This is a genomic window from Paraburkholderia sp. FW306-02-B, assembly GCF_058782725.1.
The window spans coordinates 2,511,858-2,537,456 of record NZ_JBYSXZ010000002.1 but is presented as its reverse complement, the minus strand read 5'-3'; the positions used below and the strand labels follow the sequence as shown (position 1 = coordinate 2,537,456).

Annotated in this window: 20 protein-coding genes and 1 pseudogene; 10 read left to right on the top strand and 11 right to left on the bottom strand. The window is 63.1% G+C overall.

What is annotated here, in order from left to right; genetic code table 11:
• Positions 1-34: 34 nt before the first annotated feature.
• Positions 35-928 carry a helix-turn-helix transcriptional regulator gene (locus AC3WOG_RS32700; RefSeq protein WP_492581876.1) on the top strand — a complete coding sequence of 298 codons (894 nt, stop codon included), beginning with the start codon at positions 35-37 and terminating at the stop codon, positions 926-928.
• 39 nt (positions 929-967) lie between these two features.
• Here AC3WOG_RS32700 and AC3WOG_RS32695 read toward each other — a convergent pair whose 3' ends face one another.
• The 3 genes from AC3WOG_RS32695 to AC3WOG_RS32685 all read right to left on the bottom strand — a co-directional run bounded on the left by AC3WOG_RS32695 (position 968) and on the right by AC3WOG_RS32685 (position 2,647).
• Positions 968-1,660, bottom strand: a complete 693-nt coding sequence (locus AC3WOG_RS32695; protein ID WP_492582530.1) for a lytic transglycosylase domain-containing protein — start codon at positions 1,658-1,660, stop codon at positions 968-970.
• A gap of 98 nt (positions 1,661-1,758) precedes the next feature.
• Complete coding sequence (gene sctR / locus AC3WOG_RS32690; protein ID WP_492581875.1) at positions 1,759-2,418, bottom strand: type III secretion system export apparatus subunit SctR; 660 nt, start codon at positions 2,416-2,418, stop codon at positions 1,759-1,761.
• Positions 2,411-2,647: a FliM/FliN family flagellar motor switch protein gene (locus AC3WOG_RS32685; protein WP_492582529.1), complete on the bottom strand. Its 237-nt coding sequence runs from the start codon at positions 2,645-2,647 to the stop codon at positions 2,411-2,413. The genes sctR and AC3WOG_RS32685 overlap by 8 nt, the downstream gene beginning before the upstream one ends.
• 55 nt (positions 2,648-2,702) lie before the next feature.
• Here AC3WOG_RS32685 and AC3WOG_RS32680 point away from each other — a divergent pair.
• A pseudogene (locus tag AC3WOG_RS32680) lies at positions 2,703-2,969 on the top strand (EscU/YscU/HrcU family type III secretion system export apparatus switch protein); the annotation flags it as partial.
• An 89-nt stretch (positions 2,970-3,058) separates the two neighbouring features.
• Here the strand turns inward: AC3WOG_RS32680 and AC3WOG_RS32675 are convergent.
• From AC3WOG_RS32675 to AC3WOG_RS32650, 6 genes are all read right to left on the bottom strand, one after another.
• A complete protein-coding gene (locus AC3WOG_RS32675) occupies positions 3,059-3,991 on the bottom strand; it encodes a helix-turn-helix transcriptional regulator (protein ID WP_492581874.1) in 933 nt (310 codons plus the stop codon).
• Between the two features lie 135 nt (positions 3,992-4,126).
• Positions 4,127-4,972, bottom strand: coding sequence for an autoinducer binding domain-containing protein (locus tag AC3WOG_RS32670; protein WP_492581873.1), 846 nt, complete (start codon positions 4,970-4,972; stop codon positions 4,127-4,129).
• A 261-nt stretch (positions 4,973-5,233) separates the two neighbouring features.
• Positions 5,234-5,743: an energy transducer TonB gene (locus AC3WOG_RS32665; RefSeq protein ID WP_492581872.1), complete on the bottom strand. Its 510-nt coding sequence runs from the start codon at positions 5,741-5,743 to the stop codon at positions 5,234-5,236.
• A gap of 247 nt (positions 5,744-5,990) precedes the next feature.
• Positions 5,991-6,389: an ExbD/TolR family protein gene (locus AC3WOG_RS32660; protein WP_492581871.1), complete on the bottom strand. Its 399-nt coding sequence runs from the start codon at positions 6,387-6,389 to the stop codon at positions 5,991-5,993.
• Complete coding sequence (locus AC3WOG_RS32655; protein ID WP_492581870.1) at positions 6,386-7,018, bottom strand: MotA/TolQ/ExbB proton channel family protein; 633 nt, start codon at positions 7,016-7,018, stop codon at positions 6,386-6,388. The genes AC3WOG_RS32660 and AC3WOG_RS32655 overlap by 4 nt, the downstream gene beginning before the upstream one ends.
• A 22-nt stretch (positions 7,019-7,040) precedes the next feature.
• Positions 7,041-9,389, bottom strand: a complete 2,349-nt coding sequence (locus AC3WOG_RS32650) for a TonB-dependent receptor (RefSeq protein ID WP_492581869.1) — start codon at positions 9,387-9,389, stop codon at positions 7,041-7,043.
• A gap of 484 nt (positions 9,390-9,873) precedes the next feature.
• Here AC3WOG_RS32650 and hflK point away from each other — a divergent pair, with 484 nt between their 5' ends.
• The 7 genes from hflK to AC3WOG_RS32615 all read left to right on the top strand — a co-directional run bounded on the left by hflK (position 9,874) and on the right by AC3WOG_RS32615 (position 22,326).
• Complete coding sequence (hflK, locus tag AC3WOG_RS32645) at positions 9,874-11,787, top strand: protease modulator HflK (RefSeq protein WP_492581868.1); 1,914 nt, start codon at positions 9,874-9,876, stop codon at positions 11,785-11,787.
• Positions 11,788-11,849: 62 nt separating this feature from the next.
• A complete protein-coding gene (gene hflC, locus AC3WOG_RS32640; RefSeq protein ID WP_492581867.1) occupies positions 11,850-12,923 on the top strand; it encodes a protease modulator HflC in 1,074 nt (357 codons plus the stop codon).
• Positions 12,920-14,044, top strand: coding sequence for an SPFH domain-containing protein (locus tag AC3WOG_RS32635; RefSeq protein WP_492581866.1), 1,125 nt, complete (start codon positions 12,920-12,922; stop codon positions 14,042-14,044). The genes hflC and AC3WOG_RS32635 overlap by 4 nt, the downstream gene beginning before the upstream one ends.
• Positions 14,041-16,017: a heavy metal translocating P-type ATPase gene (locus AC3WOG_RS32630; RefSeq protein WP_492581865.1), complete on the top strand. Its 1,977-nt coding sequence runs from the start codon at positions 14,041-14,043 to the stop codon at positions 16,015-16,017. The genes AC3WOG_RS32635 and AC3WOG_RS32630 overlap by 4 nt, the downstream gene beginning before the upstream one ends.
• A 491-nt stretch (positions 16,018-16,508) precedes the next feature.
• A complete protein-coding gene (locus tag AC3WOG_RS32625; RefSeq protein WP_492581864.1) occupies positions 16,509-17,687 on the top strand; it encodes an efflux RND transporter periplasmic adaptor subunit in 1,179 nt (392 codons plus the stop codon).
• Between the two features lie 11 nt (positions 17,688-17,698).
• Positions 17,699-20,914: an efflux RND transporter permease subunit gene (locus AC3WOG_RS32620; RefSeq protein WP_492581863.1), complete on the top strand. Its 3,216-nt coding sequence runs from the start codon at positions 17,699-17,701 to the stop codon at positions 20,912-20,914.
• The gene (locus tag AC3WOG_RS32615) at positions 20,911-22,326 is read left to right on the top strand and encodes an efflux transporter outer membrane subunit (protein WP_492581862.1); all 1,416 of its coding nucleotides are present in this window, start codon (positions 20,911-20,913) and stop codon (positions 22,324-22,326) included. The genes AC3WOG_RS32620 and AC3WOG_RS32615 overlap by 4 nt, the downstream gene beginning before the upstream one ends.
• Before the next feature lies 1 nt (position 22,327).
• On the opposite strand, the gene AC3WOG_RS32610 is transcribed toward AC3WOG_RS32615, so the two are convergent.
• Positions 22,328-22,474, bottom strand: coding sequence for a hypothetical protein (locus tag AC3WOG_RS32610; RefSeq protein WP_492581861.1), 147 nt, complete (start codon positions 22,472-22,474; stop codon positions 22,328-22,330).
• 659 nt (positions 22,475-23,133) lie between these two features.
• Here AC3WOG_RS32610 and AC3WOG_RS32605 point away from each other — a divergent pair.
• Positions 23,134-24,270: a porin gene (locus tag AC3WOG_RS32605; RefSeq protein ID WP_492581860.1), complete on the top strand. Its 1,137-nt coding sequence runs from the start codon at positions 23,134-23,136 to the stop codon at positions 24,268-24,270.
• A 115-nt stretch (positions 24,271-24,385) separates the two neighbouring features.
• On the opposite strand, the gene AC3WOG_RS32600 is transcribed toward AC3WOG_RS32605, so the two are convergent.
• Positions 24,386-25,585 carry an NnrS family protein gene (locus AC3WOG_RS32600; RefSeq protein ID WP_492582528.1) on the bottom strand — a complete coding sequence of 400 codons (1,200 nt, stop codon included), beginning with the start codon at positions 25,583-25,585 and terminating at the stop codon, positions 24,386-24,388.
• Positions 25,586-25,599 lie beyond the last annotated feature (14 nt).

Here is a 25,599-nt window from a genome sequence, read left to right as displayed (position 1 = left end):
TGGTGAGATCTCTCACGTTCACCGGAGCAGTCAAATGCATGGCTTTTCGGTACCGTCGATCGATAAGGAACGCTACCCGGCCGGCGAGCAGCCCGCCGTAGCGGGCGCGCCGCCGAACGCCGACGGCCCGCCAGAACTGATCTGGCACAAGGACCGCGATCTCGCGGCCGATTCCGCCGCGCGCCGCTCGGGCGCGCAGTCGCATCTGATCCGCGAACTCGCGTCCGCGGCCACGCCGGCGGAGCGCATGCGGCTGTTCGCGGGTTTGCTGCGCATCATCGGCTTCAATACGGTGGCCTACGTGACGCTGCAGGTCGTCAAGGAGCGGGTGGCGCGTGCCTTCATGGTGGAGGGCCTGGTGCCGGCGCAATTTCGCGGCAACTACTTCCACGAACGCTACTTCGAAGTCGATCCGCGACTCGCTATCGGCCGGGTGCATGCGCCACCGGTCGTGTGGGACCTTGGGCAACTGAACAAGGCATGCCGCAGCCGCGGACGCGATCCGCGCGCGAATCGCTTCTTGCAGGAAATGGACGCCGACGGCATGCGCTCGGGCATCATGCTCGGCCTGCCGGTTCCGTCGACCGATCTCCAGGTGATCGTCAGTTTCACGTCGATGAACCCGAAACAGGGATGGATCGACAGCAGCATTCTCGCCCAGACGCTCGGGCTCGGCTTGTCGCTTCATCAGCTCGCCGCCGGATACCGGCGCGCGCTTGCGCAGCAGTCCGTGGCGACAGCGGTGTCGGAAAGGCAGCGGGCGATTCTGCTGTGCATCGCATCCGGTTTGTCGGACAAGCAGATCGCGCTGCGTCTGCATACGAGCGTGCATAACGTCGACTATCACTTGCGGCTGCTGCGCAAAACGTACGGCGTCGGCAATCGTGCTGAACTCGCGTATCTGGCGGGACGTCTGCGGTTGAATTGATGGATGTGGTGGACGCGGGTCCTGTCTCGCCGGGAGGACTTAGTGCGCGGCAAGCGTCGTCACGCTCAGGCAGCGCGTGCACCAGCGGTTGGGATTATCGGCGCAACGCACCGTGATGAATTGCCGCGCGTCCGGCGTCCGGCATTGTTGCCGGACCGGCGCGCTTGAGGACGCCATGTCTTTGCTTGAGGACGTCACGCCTTTCTCTGCGAGGCTTGCGTGCGGAGCGAGTGCCGCCGCGTCCGGCCCGCGTGCCGCTTGCCGCGCATTCGTATAAGCGCCGTCAATTACACGGGCCACATAACCTTCCCGATACCCGGTCGTGAAATTGCCGCTGTAGTAGCAGGAAAACGCGCCGCGCAGGGCGCCTTGCTCATCGCGTGTCTGTCCCGTCGAGCGTGCGAAGCACTGCGCCAGGATCGCACCGCTCGCGCTCAGATTGCGGCACGGCTCGAAAATCGTTTCGATCGTTTCGCCGAAGCGCGGCAGGTTGCGCACGTTGATCTGCCCGAGCCCGAGACTGAAATCGAAGCCGCGCGCCGCGAGCGCATGGGCGGTCGCCACTGCTTCGTCGTAGTTGCGCGGCTGGCGCTTCAGATGGCCGCCGACCACCCCGATCGCATACGGATTGAAACTCGACTCGACGCGCACCACCGCCGCCAGCGTCTGCGTATCGACGTGCGGTGCGCAGGTCTGTGCGAGTTCGGCAAAGCTCGCCGACGTTGCGCCGATCTGCTGCGCGGCGGCGCTGGGCGGCGCTGGGCGGCAGCGCGGCCAGCAGCGCCATGAGCGCCATCCATCCGAACCCGCGCACGGTGCTCATCGCAGCCTCAGCGATACGACAGGATCAAGCCGTGAATCAGCACGGACCAGCCGTCGAGCGTGACGAACAGCAGCAGCTTGAACGGCACGGAAATGGTGGTCGGCGCGATCATCTGCATGCCGAGCGCGAGCAGGACATTGGCTACCACCAGATCGACCACCACGAACACCAGATACAGCACGAAGCCGATCTGGAACGCCTTCATCAACTCGCTCAGCGTAAAGCTCGGCACCAGCACCAGCAGGTCGTCCTGTTGCAGATTCTTCGCGCGCGCCGCGGGCCACACGCTGGTGGCCGAGCGCACGAAGAAGCTGCGTTCGCGCTCCTGCGTGTGCTGCATCATGAAAGTCTCGATCGGCGGCGCGGCGGCGTCGAACAATTGCAGCACGTCCTGCACGTTCATCTGGCTGCCGACCGAGAAATTCTGCTGCTTCAGGTTGTCGCCGATATCCATGCCGACCGGCGCCATGATGTACACCGACAGAATCAGCGCGATGCCGTTCAGCACGATATTCGGCGGCACCTGCTGGATGCCGAGCGCACTGCGCAACAAGCCGAACACGACGACGAGCTTGGTGTAACTCGTCACCATCAACGCCGCGAACGGGGCGATGCCGAGCGCTGCAAGCAGCGCCACCATCGCAACGGGATTCGGCAGATTACCCATCGTGGCGTTCGTCCGTCGTACGCGCGTGCGGTGGCGTTTGCCCTTGCGTTTGCGCGGTTCCCGGCGCGAGTTCCGCGACCCGCACGCCGAGTTTGTTGCCGACCGCGATCAGATGCCCGTGTCCGACCAGCGTGCCGTTCGCGAGAATGCGAATCACGCCCTGGTTCAGCGGCTGATCGAGTTCGAGCACGAAGCCCGGCCGCAACGCCCTGAGCTGCGCGAGCGTCAGCGTGAGGCGTTCGAGCTCGAAGCTCGTCGTGACTTCGAGCGAGTCGAGCTGCAGCGCGTCGGCGGTGGTGTATTCGGCGCGCGTCGCGGTGGCACTGCGCTATACCGGCGCACCGTCGCTGCCGATGGTGGTGGCGCGCGGCGAGGGCGAAGCCGCGCGGAGAATTCGCGCGATCGCGCAGGAACGGCTGCGCCCGGCGGTGGCGAATGCCGGGCTGGCGGAAACCTTGTACGAGCAGGTGGCGCTTGGGCATTTCATCGACCGCGCGCATTTCCGCGAGGTCGCGGAACTGCTGAAGTGGGCGACCGGCGACGACACGTGAGGTGTGACGCGCGACGCGTCACGCACGAGGCAGCCGCGAACCCGGGCGGAGCGCAGCCCGCCGCGATGCTGCTGCACGACTTCAAGCCTTCACGAGGTCGGCAACTGCCCCGCGAGAAACGCCAGCTGGGTGCGGTTGGTCACGCCGCATTTCTGGCGCAGACGCCGCAGATGGTAGTCGACGTTGTGCGCGGTAGTGTGCATGCGCAACGCGATTTCCTTGTCGGACAGCCCGGCCGCCAGAAAGCCGAGAATCCGCATCTGCAGCTCCGACAATTCGGCCGCCGACTCGCGCCGGTTGATCGCCCGCACATACGCCGAAAAGCGCTGATGAATCGACAAACCCAGCGTCAGCGACTGCACCACGACGCTGTCGGTGATCCAGCCGGCGTGCTCGCTCGGCGCAGCGAAGCTGATGATCGAGCGCAGCCGCGTATGGGGAATCGGCAGGCCGAAAATCAGGCCGCTGCGGGTGCCGCCGTCACGCATTTCGTCGAACATCGCGCGCATGCCTGGCGGTGAGCCCGCGCGGCGCCACGTTTCGACGAGCCGCCGCAGATCCCAGACGTGCGGTGTGTTGCCCGCCAGCGCCGCGGCGAAGCGCGGATCGTGCCGGTGATAGCCGGCTTCGAAATAGTGCGGCGCGAGACTCGTCGACAGATAGCTGCGCGGGAAGTACAGCCGTTCCGGGCGGCCTTGCGCGTCGAGCTTCACCGTCAGATAGCCCAGTTCGCTGAAGCCGACGAGGCGCAGCATGCCGCGCACGAGCCGCATCCGCTCGTCGGTATTGCGGGCGGCGCCGAGATCGGCGGCGATATGGGTCTCGCCGCCCAGTTCGTCGCGACGGATCGTGCCCAGCAACTCCGCTTCGTCGTAGTAGAAGATGTCCGGCGTTTCGGCGGCTGGCGCTGCATCCGCCGCCTCGCCTGCCGGCGCCGCGATGGCTGCCGACGGATTGCTGTCGTAGCCGGCCGTCGCCATGCGGCAGACCGCGAGACCCGCGGGCTCGTTTAAAACGTCCATTCCATACGTCATACGCTCGCTCACCCTGTTGTCGTTTGGGACGCACCTCGGCCGCGGCGGATCGTGCCGCCCGATTTCCCGTAGCCAAGTGGTGGTTGCGGCCGTCTGCGTGACAGGGGCCGCGAGCGTACAGCGTCAGTCGCCGAGGATGCAGCCCGCGATATACGCGAGTTGCACCCGGTTCTGCGCGTTATAGATTTTCTTCAGTTGCCGCAAGTGATAGCCGATGATGTGCGCCGACATCGAGAGGGATTCCGCCATCTCACGATCGCTCAGCCCCTGGGTCACGAAACGCAGGATCGAACGCTGCACGTCGTTCAGACTGGCCGCCGTCAGCGACGGCATCAGATTGCGCGCGCGTGCCTCGATGAACGCATGCAGGCCCACGCCGATCGCATACGCTTCGCCGAGCGTGGTGTCGGCAATCCAGCTGCGGCCCGTTTGCGCGCTCGACAGCGTCATGATGCAGTGCTCGAGCGCGTTGCCTGTGGCCAGACCAAAACTCACGCCGCTATGCAGGCCTGCCTGCTTCGCGGCGGCGCTGAAGCGGCGCGCGAAGGTTTCGCAGCGCTCGGCCATCGGCGTCGAAAACATCGACTCCATGTCCCACGCGAACGGCCACTCGAAACGGCATGCGTAGGTCACCCGCGGATCGATCGCGAAGAACTGCTCGCGCCCGTAGCGCTCGGCCCAGCCGGGCGGCGAGTACGTATCGAACCAGGCGGCGCGGCTGACGAATTCGCCGATCCGCACGACGCGGCAATAACAGAGCGAGTCGAACCCCGCGTGCTGGATCGCTTCGCGCATCAGGGCTTGCCGCGCCTCGCTGCCGGGCGCTTCGAGCAGGCTGCGGCCGATGCCGGCCAACCCCTGTCCGCCGGCAGTCAGTGCTGCGTCGGGCGCTGACTGTGCGCCCTCGTGATCGAGTTGGGTGTCGCCGAAGGTGAATAAAGCGGTTTGCTCTTCGCCCGTTTCGCTCATTGAATGGTTTTCCGCTGGAACGCCGTGTTCCCTTTTGCCCGCTCCGCGGGCGCCTCCTGGGCCTGAGCGGAACTGGCCCGCACTCGCGCCGGATACGGGCAATCGAGCGCCAGGGCGTGCGTCAATTCTAAGAGCGAATCAATCCTCCGACAATTGAGGCTCACGTAGTTTTCGCAGTGTGGTGCGTATTCGTCTGACTGAAAACTACGAACCTTCGTGGCGTGGCCTCGGCCCGGTCAGCGCGAAGCGGCGATGTCTTCGCTAGCTGACGTTGAAATGGACGCGGATCTCAAGGCTGCTCTCGACCGGGTGCCCGTCCTGCATCGCCGGGAAGAACCGCCAGCCGCGCAGGGTTTCGATGAGTATCTGGTTGAGCCGTGGATATTGCGTCGGCCGGATGAGTTCGACGGCCGCGGATCCATCGGTATGAATCACAAACCGGGCGGTCGCGACGGTCTGGTACGCCTGCTCGCGAAGATCGTCGGGGACGGCCGGCAGCGGTTGTGCGATGGCGCGTGCTGTCGAATAGCCCGATGTCGACGTAGACGGCCTTTGCGCTTGCGTGCTGTTCGACGGATTCCCAGATAGTGGCAACGGTGGGTTGGCTGCCGCGGCTTCAGCGGTTGCAGCGGATTGAGTGGACGCGGCCAGGTTGGCAGGCGCGCTATTGGGCTTGACCAGCGTCGGTTCGGACTTTGCCGGGGCCGCCTGACTGGTGGGCTGCGTCTGAATGCGCCCGGCCTCGATCGTGGCGTGCGGCTGCGCGGGCATCCTGTGCGGCTCTTGAGCTGCGGGTGCCACAGGCTCCCGTGTGGCAAGCTGCGCTTGGCGAGGTTCCGTTATTTCAACGAGCGTCATCTCCAGCGGCGGCTCAGCAGGGCGCTCGTGCGCCGGGCCTGCGTGCAGGCCGCGACCCAGCAGAACGAGCGCTGTGCCCCACACCGCGCATGCCACTACGACGGCGCTCATGATCCTGAGTTTGCGGTTGTCGGCGCTGGTGACGACGCGTGTCCAGTGTCTATTCACGATGGACTGCGATAAGGAAATGCTCGGCGCCCGCACGGCGGGCCGCCAGCATCGCCTGCACGACCACGCCGTGGCCGCTGCCGTCATCCGCGGCGATCACGACGTCGTGATCCGGACGCAGCGTGCGCCGCACGGCGGCTTCGACCTGATCTGGACGAACCGCTTCGCGGTTGACGAAAATCGCGTTGTGGCGGTCGACGCTCACGGTAGGCGGTCCATCGACCGACAGTTGCTGCGCATGCCCTGACGGCAGGTTCACCTTCACGGCGTCGAGCCGCTGCATGGCGAGCGAAGCCAGCATAAACGTTGCCAGAAGAAAGAACATCACGTCGATCATCGGGATGATTTCGATGCGGCCGCGCTTCGCGGCCCGGGAGCGGCGAAATTTCACGGTCCGTCGCCCTGAGTTTCCGACGCGAGGCGAATCTCGCTGATACGTTCGTTGGCGAACGACTCGAGTTCGTCCATCAGCCTTTCCAGTCTGCGCGAAAAATAGTTGAACGCGAATAGCGAGAACAACGCAACCACGAGGCCGACGGCGGTCGCAACGAGCGACTGGGCGACGCCACCCGTGACGCCGCCCGGATCGACGAGACCGTTTCCGCCGAATAACTGGAACGAATGCATCATGCCGACGATCGTGCCCAGCAAGCCGAGAAGGGGCGCTGCCGTCACGATGGTCTCCAGTACCCAGAAGCCCCTGCTCATATCCCGCTCGATCTCTGCGGCGATAGCCCCGGTTTTCGCCTCGCGGTACCAGGTGGGTGCGCGTGTCTGCTGCGCGAGTGGGGCGCTAAGACGTCTGAATACATTTTCCATCGGTAACGGCTTCAGCCCATCATCGGGTCCGGTGGTGGCCGGCCGTGGATGTGCGTGCGTTCGAGGCGTCCGTGTGAAGCGCAGAAACACATAGGCGCGGTCGATCGCGATCGTGATCGACACAACGGCCAGCGCCGTGAGCGGATAGATGACCCATCCACCGAGTTGCACTGCGTTTAGCAAGTCTGTCCAGTCTTTCATTTCAGCGCCAGTCCGTCATACGTCAGAAGTTTTTGGTGATGCCGGCGTAGACGGCGAAGTGGGGGCCGTATTGCGGCGCCCCGACGCCGATGCCGGAGCCGTCCCGAAGTTCGTACACGCGATTGAATGCATTGACGAGCAGTAGCCGCGCGTCAAATTTGCCAATAAACGGATCGTTGAAATTGAAATGATGGATGACGCCGAGATTGACCTGCGTGTACACCGGCAGGCGATCCGTATTGGCGAAGCCGCTGCGCAGGCCGCTGCCGACGATGCCATCGAAGGTAAAGGTCGTCGTGCCGAGTGCGTAGGCGCCACCGAACGAAGCGGTGACGCGCTGGTCGTGGTCGAGGAAAACGTATTGGCTGCTGATGAACGCCAGTTTGTCGGCGCTGAAATTGAACTGCGCGGAGTCGATGTTCTTGCCTTGAGCGCGGCTGAGGGCAACGTTCACGTAGGCGGAAACGTTGTCCTGTTTGTAGTTTGCCGTGAATTCGACACCGTACACGCGGCCATACTGATAGTTGAACGGCGTGAAAATCAATGCGGTGCCGAACTGGCCTTCGTCGAGCAGGTTGGTCGATTTCTTGTAGTAAGCGTCGACCCCGACCGTGACCGCCGAGCTCAGCCGCTGCGTCACGCCAAGGTCGAAATAGTGACTACGCTCGGGCTGCACCGGATCGTTGCGACCGGAGACCTGCGCGGTCGTGCCGGCATAACGGGCAATGTCCGCATCGGATACCAGCTCGAACGCGGGCGGGGTGAAGTAGCGCGCATAGCCGGCGTGCACGGTGGTCGACGGCGTCAGCGCGTAGACGAGCCCGACTCGCGGACTGAGCTGGCTCGCGCTGACGTACTCATTCATCTTGTCGTAGCGCAGGCCGTAGTTGACGGTCAGCTTGTCAGTCACTTTCCACTCGTCCTGAACGTAGGCGCTATACAGGTAGCCCGTTTTGCTGCTCGAATCCGGAATACTGATGGGCTGGTCGGAAGACTGGTTGCCCGCATCGTCGACTGGAAACACCGTCAGGTTGTTGTCGAATACGGCGTGTTCCTGCTGGAAGAGTATGCCGGCGCGAATCGTATGCTTGTCGTTGAGCCGGTACGTCGAGTCGAATTGCACGCCGTTCGCGCGATCGCTGTGGAAGTCTTTCGACGCCACGCCATTGAACATCAGATCCCCGACCGGATCGGGATTGAACTGGGTACGCGAATATCGGGTGAACAACGCAAGTTGATAGTCGAGCGCTCCGCCGTTCGTCCCCTGCAGCGCGACCACGGCAAACTGGTTGAGCTCCGACTGCGTTTCGTCGAGCTGGCTCGAATCGAAATTCGTATTGCCGTTGAGCGTGAATGCGCTCGGCAAACCGGGCGTGTTGGGGATCTGGAACTGGTTGCTGGTCGTGCCGAACATCAGGCTGATCCGCGTCAACGGATTGATGATGTAGGACATCAATCCAAACGCATCGCCCTGGCGCGTGTGATCGTGCACCGGACTTGCGGCTGAGGTGGGACTTTCTATCCCCAGATTGTTCTCGCCAAGCGAACCGCTGAAGTAGTAGCTGAATGGCCCCTTGCTGCCGAACACATCGCCGCTGGTCCTGATGGTCTGATGGCCGCCGCCGAACACATCGATGGAGCCGCCGTTGCCGGTGTCGCCCGACTTCGTGCGGATATCGACGATACCCGCGGTCCGGTAGCCGTACTGGGCGGGTAGCGCGCCAGTGAGGAGGTTCATCTGATCGATGATCCGGCTGTCCAGCGACTGTCCGAACCCGCTGATGGGTTCGGGAATGATGACGCCATTGATCCGGTACTGCAGGTTCGCGTGGTCGCCGCGCACATGCAACTGGCCGAATGAGTCGCTGGCGACGCCGGGTGCCTGCAGCAGTACCTGGTTCAACGGCGTGTCCGCGCCCGCAGGCAAGGTGTCGATATCGGCCTGGCTGAACCGGTAAACGCTGCTGCCGGTTTCGGGCAACAGTCCGTTGCGCGCGCGGTCGAGGCGCTGGGCGTTGACCTGGACATCGAGTGTGTCGCTCTTCGTCAGCGCGATCGACACCGCGCTATCCTGGCCTGACGTCGTCGTCGCGATGCTGCTGGCGGTTGCAAAACCGGAGGCGCTGACAACGATCGCATAGGTGCCCGGCGCCACATGCGCGACCTGGAAATGCCCGCCCGCGTCGGTTTTCACGTCTGCAACGGACTTCCCGCTTGCATCCTGAAGCGTGACAGTGGCGTTGCTGATTGCCTTGCCCGAGTTGTCGGCGATGGCGCCGGTCACCGCGCTGTCGCCGGACGCCGCGTATGCGTGACCCGCAAAGGCGAACAACAGCAGCACGGCCTGGGAGACAGGATTGCGATTTCTCATTTTGTTGTCTAATTGTTAGATATGCAAACTATACGGTCGGCGTGGATGCCGGATATTGATTGAGTGGGGTGCTTTGAAGCGACCCCGATCATCGCAGCGCTGGGTTGCCGCTGCTGTGCCATGTCTTCGAGCTAGCGCTCGTGCAACGCCCGAAGAAGTGTGAATGTTATATCATAACGTTTTCAATTGAAACCGATTGTTCTTCATTGCCATGAACAAGCTCCCCGTTGCCGTCCTGTCAAGATTTCCTTGCGCGGGCAAGACGCCGCCGCTCAGGCACGTGTTGAAGCACGAAGGCGTTACCCTTCAGCACAGCGGCAACGGTCAGACTTCCAGTCCGCTTATGCGCGTGGCATTCCTGTTGGCAAACTCTCCTTGAGTTTCATTTCCTGGCACGCTAAATTGCGCGCTCGCAGATCTTTGCTGTTGCTCCTGGCGACGCAGCAGATCGTCTGGTTTTGTAACGAATGCGTAAGGATCCCTGATGTCGTATCGGGCAGGGCGCGAAAACGAAGAAACGCATGAGCGGTCGGCCGGACGTCATGGAGTCTCGCTGACTGGCTGGGTTGCGGTGGGACTTGCAGCCGTATTCGGCACGTTGAGCTTTGCGGAAGGCTTGCCGGTCGATCTGCGTTGGTGCGCGGTATTGGCGAGCGCATGCCTGAACGTCTTTGTCGTCGCAATCTGGAGCCCGTTGGCGGCGCGCGCGCAGCTCAAGCGGGCGGAGGCGGGAAGCTGGCGGCAGACTGCGAGGGTCCTGTGGCAAGTTATCCGGCAGGATCAGGATGCCGCGGGATTACATGCCATCGTCCGTTCCATTTGCTGGGAACCTTGGGGCGTGCCCGTATGCGCATGTCTTTCCGCGGCGATTGCCGCGGCGGCTTTCAGGCCGTTTGCCCCCGCCGCGCTAGTTCATGCGATGGTCTCGCCGTCGTTTGTCATTGCCAGCGGCATTGCGGCGCTGATCCTTGCCTTTCTCACCCTCGTCGCAGAACGCTTTTACGCACATGATGCGGATCGCTCGCATGCGCCGGAATCCGCGTCGCTCGCGGGCATGTTGCGCGTGGTGCTTCTGTGCGCGCTCGCTGCTGCCGTGTCGGCGGGGTGGTTTGTCTATTTGCACACGGCGCTCGATCTGGCCGTCCATGCCGTCGCGCTATTCAGTGCGGCAATCGCAATCGAGCTGGCCATCCGCGCGGGACTTCGCTGGTTCTCCGCCCCGCGCGCCGGGGCCAGCGCTGCCCACGTCCCCTCAAGCGTCCTGGCGGGTCTGTTGCGGTATCGTCGCTCGCCGCTTGCGTCGCTTGGCGCTGAGTTGCACACCCGCTACGGGATCGATCTGCGGCAAAACTGGGTGCTGCGGAGTTTCGTGCGCCTGTTGCCCGCAACGATCGCCGCAATGGCTGTGTGCGCGTGGCTGCTGACATCCATCGTCGTGCTGAATCCCGACCAGCGCGCGGTATACGAACGATTCGGCGCGCCGGTCGCGGTCTGGCCGCCCGGCCTCCATGTCGGCATGCCCTGGCCCTTCGGCAAGGTGCGCGTGGTCGACAACGGCGCCGTGCACCAGCTGATCGTCTCGGGCGGCGCGGACAGCAGCAGCATCGCTGCGCCATCGGTATCCGCCGACGGCCCGACGCCGGCGGACCTGAACCGTCTGTGGGACGTCCTGCATCCATGGGAGACGACTCAGGTGATAGCCGGTGCGAGCGGGGACCAGCAGAACTTTCAGATCGTCAACGCCGACGTGCGGCTCGATTACCGCGTGGGCCTGAGCGATGCCGCCGCGCGCGCGGCGCTATACCGGTCCGTCGATCCGGCCAGCACGGTCCGCTCGATCGCGAATCGCGAGGTGGTGCATTACCTCGCGTCACATACGCTGCAGTCATTGCTGGAGACGAGCCAAACCGCGATGGCCGACAGCGTGCGGCACGCTGTGCAACTGCAGCTTGCCCGGCTGGCGAGCGGCATCGAAGTGGTGGCGGTCGTGATCGAAAGCGTGCATCCGCCGGCGGGGGCGGCCGCGGCTTATCACGATGTGCAAGCGGCGCAGATTCGCGCGCAGGGTAGCGTCGCACAAGCGCGCGGCTTTGCGGCAGGCGTGCTCGGCAATGCGCAGCAGCAGTCGCTGGCGAGCGTCACTCAGGCGAGTGCGCGGGCGGGCGACACGCTGTCGTCAGCGCGGGTGCAGCAGATCAATTTCGACGCCGACATGGTGGCATACCGGCTTGGCGGTCCGGCTTTTGCATTCGAGTACTACCTGGGCAAGCTGCAAAAGGGATTGCAAAACGCGCGCATAACAGTGATCGACGATCGGCTCGTCGACGACAGGCGCGCCACGATCGATCTGCGCTCATTCACTGCCGGCGACCTGCCCGGCATCCGGCCCGGCAACTGATGCTTCGGGCATCGCCGAACGACCTTGCGTCGCACGTTAGATAAAGCTGTTTTCAGGGTGACATGATGAGTTTGTTCCATTCGCACCATGATGGCCAAGGGCATCACCATCACGGCGGCCATGCGCATGCGGATCATGGCGAGCCGCCGGAGCGCGGCCCCTTTTACCTGCGCGTGCTGCTCGCCGCGCTGTGTGTGATCGTTGCGATCGCGGTGGCGAGTTTCATTTCGGTGCGTGCGGGCGAAGCGTCGGTCATCACGCGCTTTGGGCAGCCGGTGCGCGTGCTGCTCGAACCGGGTCTCGCATGGCGCCTGCCCGCGCCGATCGAAGCGGCGGTGCCGGTCGACCTGCGCTTGCACACCACCTCGAGCGGCCTGCAGGATGTCGGCACGCGCGATGGCCTGCGCATCATTGTGCAGGCCTACGTCGCGTGGCGCGTGGCGGCGGATCCGAACGACGTGAGCCATTTCGTGCGAGCCGTGGGCAACCAGCCCGACGAAGCAGCCCGGCAAATCCGCTCGCTGCTCGGCTCGGCGTTGCAGACGACGTCGGCCGGTTTCGACCTCTCGTCATTGGTCAACACGGACCCATCCTGGGTGCGGATCTCGGCATTCGAAGACGCATTGCGCAGCCAGATCGACGCACAACTGTATTCGGCCTATGGCGTGCACGTCGTCCAGGTCGGTCTGGAGCGGCTGACGCTTCCCGCCGTGACGCTGGCGGCGACTGTCGGCCGGATGAGCGCCGAACGCGAGACAGTGGCCGCACAACGCACGGCCGACGGCAATCGCGAGGCGGCGCAGATCCGCTCGGATGCGGACCGTGACGCGCGCATTGCGCTGGCCGACGCGAATGTGAAGGCGGCGGAGATCGAAGCCCAGTCTCGCAAGGATGCGGCGGCGATCTACGGCAACAGCTATGCAGGCAATCCCAGGCTGTACACGATGCTGCGCTCGCTCGACACGCTGGATACGGTCGTCAGCGCCAACACGAACCTGATCTTGCGCACGGATGCAGCGCCCTTCCAGGCACTCGTTCAAGGTCCCGTCGACCTGAGGCCGGCGCAGCCGCCGCAGGCCGCGCCGGCCGCATCGTCCGCCTCGTCCACGTCGAAGAAAAGCAGGTCCGCGCGATGAGCACCGGCTCCGGCATGCCGTCGCTCGGCCCAGGCGCACAGGCCGTGCGCCTCTCGTTCTGGTTTGTCGTCGCAGTGGCCGTGCTTGCCGCGTGCGCATGGGCGGGGTCGAACATCCGGCGCATCCCGCCTGATAGCCGCGCGGTCGTATTGCGCTTCGGCGCATTCGTTCGAACCCAGGACGCGGGACTGCTGATTGCCTGGCCCCATCCGTTCGAGTCGGCGCTGCTCGTGCCGGGCAGCGCGCGCGTGCTCGAGCAGCGAATTCAGTCGCTCGAACGCGATCCGCGCGCGCGTGCTGCCGATTCCAATGTGTCGGAAGCAGCGCCTCTCGCGTCACCCGGCGAGGCAGGTGCGCCGGACGGCGGAGCCGAACCTCCGTTGGCGGGCGGCAACCCCATGTTGTCCGATGCGCTGGCCGGGTCCGGCTATGTGCTGACAGGCGACAACGGCGTCCTGCAGTTGCGCGCGACACTGTATTACCGCGTAGTCGATCCCTACGCCTACGTGCTGCAGAAGGACAGGCTCGCTTCAGCGCTCGAGCGGATCGTGTCCGCATCGGCGGTCGAGGTGGCGGCCAAACGCAATCTGGATGCGATTCTCGTAGCGCGGCCCGAGCAGTTGTCGGCGGATCAGCAGGTGGCCGTCAAGCGCGAGCAATTGCGCGGCGATCTCGCGCAGGAAATCGAACGGCATCTGCGGCAGCTCGATGCGCTGCACGCGGGACTCGGCGTCGAAGTCGCGCGTGTCGACGTCGAGGCAGCATTTCCCGCACCGGCCGTCAACGCGTTCAACTCGGTGCTGACGTCGCTGCAGGTGGCCGAGCGGAGCATCGCCGAAGCGCGCACGGCCGCTGAAAGAACGCGCCAGGATGCCCAGCAGGACGCCGACCGGATCGTACAGAACGCGCAAGCGAGCGCGGTCGAACGCGTGTCGAGCGCACAGTCCAGAACCTTGACGATCCAGCAACTGGAAGTGCCATTGCGAACGAACAGCGATCCGGGTTTGCTGGCGCGCGTCTATCGGGACCGCGTTCAGGGCATCCTGTCGAAAGCGGCAGGCGTGGCGACCGTCGATCCTCGCAATACATCGAATCTGATCCTGCCGGGGAACGCCAGATGAGCGCGAATGTCGAGCAAACCATCCCGAGGGGTGACGCGTGGCAGGCCGGTGCGGCAGGCCAGTTGCCTGCGGGGCCGGCAATTGCATTGTCGGCATCCGAGCAGCGGGCGGTGTCGCGGCAAATCGCGCTTGCGCTGCTGGCCGGCGGCCTGCTGGTGTTATCGCTGGCGTGGGGGCACTTCGTCTCGGGTGGAGAGGCGCTTGCGCAGGTACTGGCGGGACTTGCGTCGCTCGTCGTCGCGGGACCGGTGTTCGCCAGCGCGTGGCGAAGCCTGAAGACGCCCAGCCTGCACGGCGTGACCGATCGGCTGATCGCGCTCGCGATGCTGGCGGCGTGGGCAGTGGGGGACATGGCGACGGCCGCCCTGTTGCCGATCGTGATGACGTTTGGGCACGCGCTCGAAGAGCGCAGCGTGCTTGGATCGCAAGAGGCGATCCGGGCGCTCGGCAGGCTGACATCGGGCAAGGTGCGGCGCGTCGGCGCGGACGGTGCAATCGAAGAGGTGCCGTATGAAGCGGTGCGCGCGGGAGATCTGCTCGAAGTAGTGGCCGGCGCGCGGATTCCTGCCGACGGTGTCGTGCAGCATGGCCAGTCCAGTGTCGATAACGGACCGATCACCGGCGAGTCCGTGCCGCTCGACGTGGAGGCGGGAACCGCGGTATTCGGCGGCGCGATGAATCTCGACGGGCCGCTGCGCATCGAGGTCACGCATGCCGGCAAACAGTCGACGCTCGGCAAGATCATCGAACTCATGCAGCGCGCCGAGCAGGTGAAGCCGCCGATTACGCAGATACTCGAACGCTACATGGGCGGTTATCTTTGCCTCGTGCTGCTGATTGCGGCGATCGTGTGGTTCGCATCGTCGAATGCGTCGGCGATGCTGGCCGTCATTGTCGCAGCGTGCCCGTGCGCGCTGGTGCTCGCGGCGCCGTCGACGGCCATCGCCGGCATTGCCGTGGGCGCACGGCACGGCATCCTGTTCAGGAGTGCCGCGTTTCTGGACAAGTTTGCCCAGATCGATTCGCTGGTGATCGACAAGACCGGCACGTTGACCTACGGCGAGTTGCGGGTCGAAAACGTGTTCCTGGAGCCGGGCGCCGATCGGGCGCAGGTGCTCGAACTTGCGGCCCGGCTCGGCGGCAGTAGCGCGCATCCGGTGAGCCGCGCGCTGGTGCGTTACGTGACCGACGCCGAACCGGCTGGATGCGAGCGCGCGCCATTCGAACATACGCGCGAATTACGGGGGCTCGGCATTGTGGGTGAGACGCCGGAAGGTGTGGCGGTGCTCGGCCGCTACGGCTTGCTCACGGAACACGCGCACGCGTTGCCGGAGCCGCCTCGCGCGATCGAAGGACCTTGTGTCGGTCTTGCACTGAACGGCAGGTTCCTCGCATGGTTTGGTTTTGCGGATGCGGTGCGCGCCGAGGCGTGCGGCGCGCTGGCGCAATTGCGGGGTCTGGGACTGACGCGCCAGACCCTTCTGACCGGCGACCGCGAGCCGGTTGCGCGCAAGCTGGCCGCAGAAACCGGCATCGGACTGGTGGTGGCGCAAGCTCTGCCGCACGACAAGCTGGATTACGTCGTGCACGAAATGGCAGCCGGCTACCATCCGTTGGTGGTTGGCGATGGCTTGAACGATGTGCTCGCCATCAAGGCCGGCCCCACCAGTATCGCCATGGGCGAGCGCGGCATCGACATTGCGGTGGCGTCCGCGGATGTCGTGCTGCTCGGCGACGATCTGCGGCGTATCGCGACCTGCGTCCGGCTCGGGCGGCGGTGCCTGCATACCGCGACGATCAACGCGGCGATCGGGCTGAGCTGGACTGTCGGGGTGATCGCGCTTGCCGCGACGGGTGTGCTGAGCGCGGTTTGGGTCGCGCTGTTGCATAACCTCGGCACGTTCATTGTGATTGCCAACGCGGGGCGGCTGCTGCGCATGGACGACGATGCTCGGGTGATCGAGCGTGCGTGAGGTCGATGCCTGAAACCGGCGCCGCCTGCCGAACGTAGCTTACGACTACCACCGGGCCGGTAGAACCGGCAATCATCGGCCGCACGCAATCCACTATAGTTCACACCCAGCGGCCCGAAACCCGGCACCGCGCTCCACCATGCCATGGCAGGCCCTGCCTGCTTGCCATGCGCTCACAGGTTCCGAACCATCCGACCATCCAGGTTCTGCTCGTACGTGCGTTGCGCCCGTTCGTGCGGCTCGATACCGCGCGTAAAAGGCAAGCCGTTGCACACGAGGACTCGTGTTGCGGTTTGTAATTTTTCTCTAAGCCCCCGTAAGACGCATTTCGTTACTGTGGTGGCCGCATACCTAAGCGCACCGATTGCTGTCTTCTGATCGCGTCCGCGCGGCAGTCCAGATTACGTTAAAGCGTTGAACAGAAAACTATGGAAGAAACTTCATCACAGCGGCGTACAGTCAATCGCCCGATCGTTTGCACCCACAACCGATTGCTACCTCTCGTTGTCGCAGCGGTGGTGTTGGCGCTCGGCGGATGCGGCAAGGGATCCTCGGGCGCCCCGCCGTTTGCGATGGGCGGCGCGGCGCAGGTGGCTGAGGTCGGTGTCGTGAGCGTCGTGCCGCAGAAAGTCGTGCAGACCACCGAACTCTCGGGGCGCCTGTCGGCGCTCAAGGTAGCCGACGTCCGGCCGCAGATCAGCGGGATCGTGCTCAAGCGGCTCTTCACCGAAGGTTCGGATGTCAAGGCCGGACAATTGCTGTACCAGATCGATCCAGCCACCTATCAGGCTTCTTATGATCAGGCGAAGGGCACCCTGGCAAACGCGCAGGCCACGCTCGCATCGGCGAAGACAAAGGCCGATCGCTACGTCGAGCTCGTCAAGATCAACGCGGTCAGCAAGCAGGATTACGACGACGCCCTCGCTGCGGTGAACGAGGATCAGGCGACCGTCATCGCCGACCGGGCGTCGCTCGAATCCGCGCGGGTCAATCTGGAATACACGCGCATCAAGGCGCCGATTTCCGGGCGCATCGGCGCGTCGACGGTAACGGAAGGGGCGCTCGTCACGTCCGATCAGACGACGGCGTTGTCGACGATCCAGGCGTTCGACCAGATGTATCTCGACGTCTCGCGTTCGAGCATGGAATGGTTGCGACTGCGTAAGGCGTTCGCGGCCGGCCGATTGCAGAAGATGGGCGAAAACGGTGCGGCCGTGAAACTCGTCATGGAGGACGGCACCGAATACGGACAGACCGGCGTGCTGCAGTTTACCGGTATCACGGCCGATCCCACCACGGGCTCCGTCACATTGCGGATGATTTTTCCGAACCCGGACCAGGCGTTGCTGCCGGGCATGTTCGTGCGTGCGCAACTCAACGAAGGTGAGGATGACAAGACGATTCTCGTGCCTCAGCTTGCCGTGTCGCGTGCATCGAACGGCAACGCAACGGTGTATGTGGTCGACGCCGCCGACAACGCCAAACAGGTGATTGTGCAAGCGGATGCCGCCTATGGCGATCAGTGGATCGTCACGCAAGGACTCAAGGCCGGCGATCGCGTGATCGTCAGCGGCCTGCAAAAAGTGCATGCCGGAGCGCCTGTCAAGATCGCAGCTGATTCTGCGAGCACCGGTGCTTCGGCTGTGTCGGCCGTCGCGACGAAGCAATAGGCGGGGGCGGCATGGCAAGTTTTTTCATTAATAGACCGATTCTCGCGTGGGTGATCGCGATCGTTATCATGCTGATCGGCGCCGCGGCCACGACGACGTTGCCGATCGAGCAGTATCCGACCATCGCACCGCCGTCGGTACAGATCACGGCCACCTACCCGGGCGCTTCGGCCGAGACGGTCGCCGCGACGGTGACGCAGGTGATCGAGCAGAAGCTGAGCGGGATCGACCATCTGCTGTATATGTCGTCGACCAGCAGCTCGGCGGGCCAGGCGTCGATCACGCTGACTTTCCAGCCCGGCACCGATCCGGACATTGCCCAGGTTCAGGTTCAGAACAAGGTGAACCAGGCAACCTCCACGTTGCCTCAAACCGTGCAGGAACAAGGGGTTCAGGTCGCCAAGTCATCGAGCAGTTTTCTGATGATCGTGACCCTGTCGTCGCCGGGCGGCAGCCTGAATTCGATCGATCTTGGCAACCTGATTGCTACCCAGATCGAGGATCCGCTTACGCAGATCAACGGGGTGGGCGACGTCACGTTGTTCGGTGCGCAACACGCGATGCGCATCTGGGTGAATCCGGTGAAGCTGCATAGCTTCGGGCTCCTGACGTCCGATGTCACCACCGCCATTACGAATCAGAACGTTCAGTTATCGGTCGGCCAGCTGGGCGGCGCGCCGTCGACGGATGCGCAGGCGATCAACGCGACCATTTCCGCGGCGAGCCTCCTGACTACCGCGGATCAGTTCGAAAACATCTTGCTGCGGGTCAATAGCAACGGGTCGAAGATTCTGTTGAAAGATGTCGCCCGTGTCGAAGTGGGCGGCGATTCGTATGACACTTCATCGCGCCTGAACGGCAAGCCCGCTGCCGCGCTCGCGGTCAAACTCGCGACCGGCGCGAACGCAATGAACGTGCAGAAGGCGGTCCGGGCCAGGCTCACGGCGCTGCAAGCACAGTTGCCCAAGGACGTCGCGATCGACTATCCGTACGACACCACGCCGTTCGTCAAGATTTCGATCGAAGAGGTGATCAAGACACTGTTCGAAGCGGTGATCCTCGTGTTCCTCGTGATGTACCTGTTCCTGCAGAACATCCGGGCGACACTGATTCCGACGATCGTCGTGCCGGTGGCTTTGCTCGGTACGTTTGCGGTGATGTCGGCGGTCGGTTTCTCGATCAACGTGCTATCGATGTTCGCGATGGTGCTTGCCATCGGCCTGCTCGTCGACGACGCCATTGTCGTGGTCGAAAACGTCGAGCGGATCATGAGCGAGGAAAAACTCGAACCGAAAGAGGCGACTCGCAAGGCAATGAGCCAGATTACTGGGGCACTCGTCGGCGTGACGACGGTGCTGACCGCGGTGTTCATTCCGATGGCGTTCTTCTCCGGTTCGACGGGCGCGATCTACCGGCAATTTTCGATCACGATCGTTGCCGCGATGGTGTTGTCCGTCGTGCTTGCGTTGACGCTCACTCCGGCGCTCTGCGCGACGTTGCTCAAGCGCGCCGATGTCGAGCATCACGAGCGGCGCGGCTTCTTTGGCCGGTTCAACCGGTGGTTCGGCGCCGGCAATCGGCGCTATACGTCAGCGCTGGGCCGCATAGTCGGCAAGCCAGCGCGCTATATGATCGTCTACGCACTGATTGGCGGGGTAGTGGGTCTTTTATACCTGAGCTTGCCGTCATCCTATCTGCCTGACGAGGACCAGGGGATCGTTCTGGTCATGGTTTCCACGCCGGCGGGAACACCTGCATCGCGAACCCTCAAGACGGTCGAGGCGGTGGAAAACTATTTTCTGCACGATGAACCGGCCGTCGAGAAAATGATCACGGTCAATGGTTTCAGCTTCAACGGGCAGGGGCAAAACAATGCATTTGCGTTCGTTTCGCTGAAAGACTGGAGCAAACGGCGGAGCGCCGATCAACAGGCCGCTGCGATCATTCAGCGCGCGAACGCACATTTCGCAAAGAATCGCGACGCGCAAATCTTCGTGATGAACCCCGGCGCCATTCAGGGGCTCAGCAATCAAAGCGGCCTCGACTTCGAGATCGAGGATCGCGCCGGCCAGGGGCACGATAAATTGCTGCAGGCGCGTAACCAGCTCATGGCATTGGCGGCGAAGGATTCGTCGCTGGCGATGATGCGTTCCGCGGGGTTGGAGGACACGCCGCAATTCAAGGTCGATATCGATCGGGAGAAGGCGAGTGCGCTCGGTCTGTCGATTTCCGATGTGGACGACACGCTGCAGACCGCATTTGGTTCGTCCTACGTCAACAACTATATCGACACCGGGCGAGTTCAGAAGGTGTATGTCCAGGCAGACGCGCCATATCGGATGATGCCGGCCGATATCGGCCAGTGGTACGTCAAGGCAAGCTCGTCTTCGTCTTCGTCGGCAAGTTCATCCTCGACGTCGTCCTCGACATCGTCATCGAGCAGCACGACAACGAGCTATGACTCGACGATGGTGCCGTTCTCGGCATTCGCGACAAGCCGATGGACCTTCGGGCCGCCGCAGATCGAGCGCTATAACCGGGCACTCGCGATGGAGATGTCGGCGCAGACCATGCCGGGCGCGAGTACCGGCCAGGCGATGGCCGCGGTCGAAAAGCTTGCGAAGCAATTGCCGGCGGGATTCGGCGTCGAATGGACGGGGCAATCCTTTCAGGAGAAGCAATCGGGATCGCAAGCGACCTATCTGTACGCCATTTCGCTGGTTGTGGTGTTCCTGTGTCTTGCCGGTCTTTATGAAAGCTGGTCGGTGCCGATTGCCGTGATTCTCGTGGTGCCGCTCGGCGTGCTGGGCGCGCTGCTCGGCGCACATATACGCGGCTTGTCCAATGACGTTTACTTCAAGGTAGGTCTGCTCACCACGATCGGGCTTTCGACCAAGAACGCGATCCTGATCGTCGAATTCGCAAAGGAACTGCAGGCCCAAGGGCACAGCATGATCGACGCGATTCTTGAAGCTGCCCACCTGCGTTTGCGGCCAATTCTGATGACGTCGCTCGCATTCGTATTCGGGGTGCTGCCGCTCGTCATCAGCACGGGCGCAGGGTCCGCAGCGCGGCGTGCGATCGGTACCGGCGTCGCGGGCGGGATGATCACCGCGACCGTGCTGGCAATTTTCTTTGTGCCGGTTTTCTTTGTGGTGGTACGGAAGCTTTTCAACGAGCACGGACACGCAGCGGACCAGGATCAAGCGGGTAAGGGTGAAGCATGAAACTAAAAATACTGGGTGTGGTGTGCGCGGTAGCGTTGAGCGCCTGTTCGCTTGATCCGGTTTATCAGCGGCCCGCCGCACCGGTCGATTCGGCGTGGCCGACCGGTGCGGCATACGGAACCGGTGCGGCGCCGGTCAAGGGCGCGGCGGATAACGCACCGCTGGCCGCCGAAATCGGCTGGCGGGAATTCTTCAAGGACCCGCGCCTGCAGCGACTGGTCGAGCTTGCACTCGAGAACAATCGCGATATGCGAGTCGCGGCGCTCAACGTCGCCCAGTACGAGGCGCAATACCGGATTGCCCGCGCCAATCTCGCGCCGGCGATCGACGCATCGGGTTCGTTCACGCGTGAGCGTTCTCAGGGAACGGTGAGCAGCACGAGTAGCGCGAGCGTCGGCATGTCGTCATGGGAAATCGATTTTTTCGGCCGGCTGAGCAGTCTGAAGCGGCAGGCGCTTGAGCAATACCTGTCGACCGATGCGGCGCGCACGAGCACGCAACTCAGCCTGGTGGCGACGGTCGCCACTGACTACCTGCAGCTGTTGTCCGATGAAGCGCTGCTGAAGATCACGACCGATACGGTCAAGGCGGATCAGCAGACTTACGATCTGACGGTGAGCATGATGAACGTCGGCAGCGCTTCAATGCAGGATGTCCAGCAAGCGCGGAATTCTCTGGCGAGTGCACGGTCGAGCCTTGCCTCTTATACGCGGGCCGTTGCGCAGGACCGCAACAATCTCGTCGCTGAAATCGGCTGTCCACTCCCGGGCGATCTGCCGCAGGGCGGTACCTTGCTGGACAACGAGAATCTGCTTGCCGATATCGGGGAGGGCGTGCCCTCCGATCTATTGACCCGGCGTCCCGATATCGTCGAGGCCGAGCATACGCTGAAGGCGGCGAACGCGAATATCGGCGCGGCTCGGGCCGCGTTCTTTCCGAAGATCGAGCTGACGGCGGCAGCGGGTACTTCCAGTAGCAGTCTTTCCGGATTGTTCAAGGCCGGTAGCGGCGCGTGGAGTTTCGCTCCCACGATCTCCGTGCCGATCTTCGACTATGGAAGCAACAAAGCATCGCTCGATGTTGCCAAGGTCGAAAAGGACATCGACGTCGCGGACTACGAAAAGGCGATTCAGACTGCGTTCAAGGACGTCTCGAATGGCCTGGCCGGACGTGCGACGTACGTCGACCAGGTCAACGCCGACCGGGAGTACGTTGTGTCGGCTCAAAACTACTACGACCTGGCGCAGTCGCGTTACCGGAGTGGAACCGACAGTTTCCTCACCTTGCTGGATGCCCAGCGCACGCTGTACACGGCGCAGCAGCAACTGGCGACCGATACGCTGTCGAAGTTGTCGAACCTCGTGACGCTTTACAAGGCGCTCGGCGGCGGATGGACTCAGACGGGTACGTGACTCAATGACACGTAACCAGGCAGGCAATAGCACCAATGCTGATCGCGGTACCCGCCAGCGTCCCTGCGGCGAACGTTTCCAGCGACGTTGCGCAGCCTTGCAGCTGAAGCAGCACGACCAGTGCCGCCGAGATGATGAACCGCCGCATCTATCGATTCCTTTGTCAGACGTGTGGCGCCGCATGGAGTATTGAAGCGCCCATTGTTGTGGGGAGGCAGACCGCTGCCTTCCCGCGTCTGGATGTTCCATCAGCCGGGGTCAGCTTTGCCGTGCAGCGGTCGACAGGATGGCGATCCGCAAACACGTCCAGGATGAGCAGCGATACGTGTTGAATTGTCCGCATTCGACACTGTGTGAATGTCTGGAAAAAACAACGTACATCGCGCAGTCCTTACCAATTATTGGCGGCTCGCGCAGCACAACGACCTTAAGCAATCTTTGAAAATCTTTCGAAGATCACGAACCTGTAACGGAGCGGGCAAGCTCACACGTTGAACTCGCCGACCCGTCCGGGCCGCCCTATCTCTTGTACGACACGGCTCACAGCGCCGGAACGTAGATCGCGCGGATGCATCGACAGGCTGTGCGTGGGACTTCACTCGCGAAACGTGAAACCACCGGTAATCCCGCACGTTGTCAAAAGACGACGGCGCACGATGAATAGTGCGCTTAAATCGATTTGCGGCCGGCGCATGCGTTGCCGGTCCGATTAGCAGTGAATGGCAGAACCCGCAAAGGGTTCGACTATCGTCGCGCCTCTCATTCTGTACAACTTGTTCAGCAATATCAGTTTTCGGAGAATTGCCCATGAAGAAATCGCTCTTCACACTCGCAGCACTCGGCTCGTTTGCCGGTGCCGCCCACGCACAAAACAGCGTGACGCTTTACGGCCTGATCGACGCGGGGATTACCTACACCAGTAATCAGGGCGGTCACAGCAACTTTCAGGAAACGAGTGGCGGAGTCAACGGCAGCCGCTGGGGGCTGCGTGGGTCGGAGGATCTGGGCAGCGGGCTGAAGGCGATCTTCACGCTGGAAAGCGGCTTCAACATTACGAATGGCAGCGCCGGTCAGGGCGGCCGCGAGTTTGGCCGCCAGGCGTTCGTCGGTTTGTCGAGCGATCAGTACGGGGCAGTGACGCTGGGCCGTCAGTATGATTCCGTCGTCGATTATCTCGCACCGCTGTCGCTGACCGGCACGTCGTCGGGCGGCACGCACGCGGCGCATCCGTACGACAACGACAATCTGGATAACTCGTTCCGTATTAGCAATTCGGTCAAGTACCAGAGCGTCAACTACGGAGGACTAAAGTTCAGCGGGTTGTATGGCTTCTCGAATCAGTCGGGCGGCTTTGCGAATAATCGTGCATACAGTCTCGGTGCATCGTATAACTACGGACCGTTGAATGTCGCCGCCGGTTATCTGCAACTCAACAACAGCGGGTCTTCCACTAACACCAGCGGCGCGGTGAGCGACGATTCGACGTTTACCGCCCAGTCCCAGCGAACCTGGGGTGTCGGTGCGAACTACGCGTTCGGGCCGGCGGCGGTGGGGCTGGTGTTCACGCAGACACACCTGGATAGCCTGACGGGCATCGGCGCGTCGGCATCCGGCACGTCGAGTGGGCTTTCGTTGGGCGGTACCGGTGCGCGCTTTAACAACTATGAAGTGAACGCGCGCTACAACCTGACACCGGCCGTGACCCTTTCCGGCGCGTACACGTTCACGGACAGCAGGATCGACGGCGTGAGCCCGAAGTGGAATCAGTTCAGCCTGCAGGCGTCATATGCACTGTCGAAGAAAACCGACGTTTATCTGGAAGGCGTATATCAGCACGTGAGCAACACGGGCGGCAGCGGCATTCACGCGGTGATCAACGGGCTGAGCGCCTCGGATACGAATCAGCAGACGGCCGTTACGGTGGGCATGCGGGTCCGCTTCTGATCGGCACGTCTCAATACGCGGTTCAGCTTTCACAACGAGCGGGTCCGGCAAACGGCCGTTTGCCGGACCCGCCGCGAGCGATTTTCGGCCCACGGAATGGCGGACCCGGCGTCAGTCAACCGGCCTTTCCATCGATGCGTGGTGCAATCAGATAAGGTACGTATTTGACCAAATAGATCAGTAGCGCGGCGGACCAGCACGCCCCCGCCGCGTCGATCCATGCACCTGTCGCGCGATTGGCCACCCAGGGTCCGAAGACACGCAGGACCGCCGCAGCGATCATCAACCCGTAGCTCACTATCTCTGCGCGACCCGCAACGAGTGGACGCCCTGTATGACCCAGCACAGTGCGCGTGATCATCGCGATGATCGCGCATCCCATTGCTCCAACCGTCAGCGCGTGAATCGCAAGGGAGTGTGGCACGGCGCCCATCGCAGCCAACGCGAGCATCACCAGGCCGATCGGAATCCATGCGTAGGCCGCGTGCAGAACCCAGAGAATGGGCCGCGGAAGCACTCGCCACGAATACCAACCTGCGATTCTGATCGCGTGGACAGCGGCTGCGCCGCCGGCGCAGACGGCAATCAGCGTGGCGGGCGCGGCGATCGAGTCTGCAAGTAACGCCGCAATGACAGTGGGCGTTGCGAGCACTTCAACGAACTTCCATCGCTTCACCGAGAATCCGGGAATGGCATTCATCGTGAACATCGGGATCACCCGTCCAGCGATGACGGTCACGAACATGATCGCGAGTCCGGTGGCGGCATACGCCGCACGCAATGCAAGGTCCGGCCGGCCGTGCCACATCCACCAGTGAAAAAGCCCATTCAGCAGCCCGAGCGTTATCAGGGCCACGGGCAGGAACAGGTTGCGGCGATTGCGGGCGGCGATCAACACGCGCAGAAGCACGGCGGCCGCAACCGGCAGGAAGGCGGTATCGAGCAGTGCGGCAACAGGTTGCGGGCCGAACCAGAGCAGCACTCGGCCAGTGGCCCATAGCAACCAGAGCCACGCGAGCGGCGGTCCCCGCAGTGTATCGAGCGAGGTCCACGCCCGCACCGCTGTGAGTAAAAAGCCTACGATGATCGCTGCAGCAAATCCAAAGATCATTTCGTGGGCATGCCACATCATTCCGTTCAACGTCGTCGAACGGCCCGCGACCGGATAACCATGCAGGCCGAGCAGCCAGAGCGCGATGGCGATGGCCCCAAAAGCCGCACCGCCCAGATAGAATGGCCGAAATCCAAGTCGCAAGACCGGCAGACCGTCGGCGTCTCGCAACGACTTCGATGAAGCAGCCTCGCCGATCTTCATCATGCTCCCCAAAA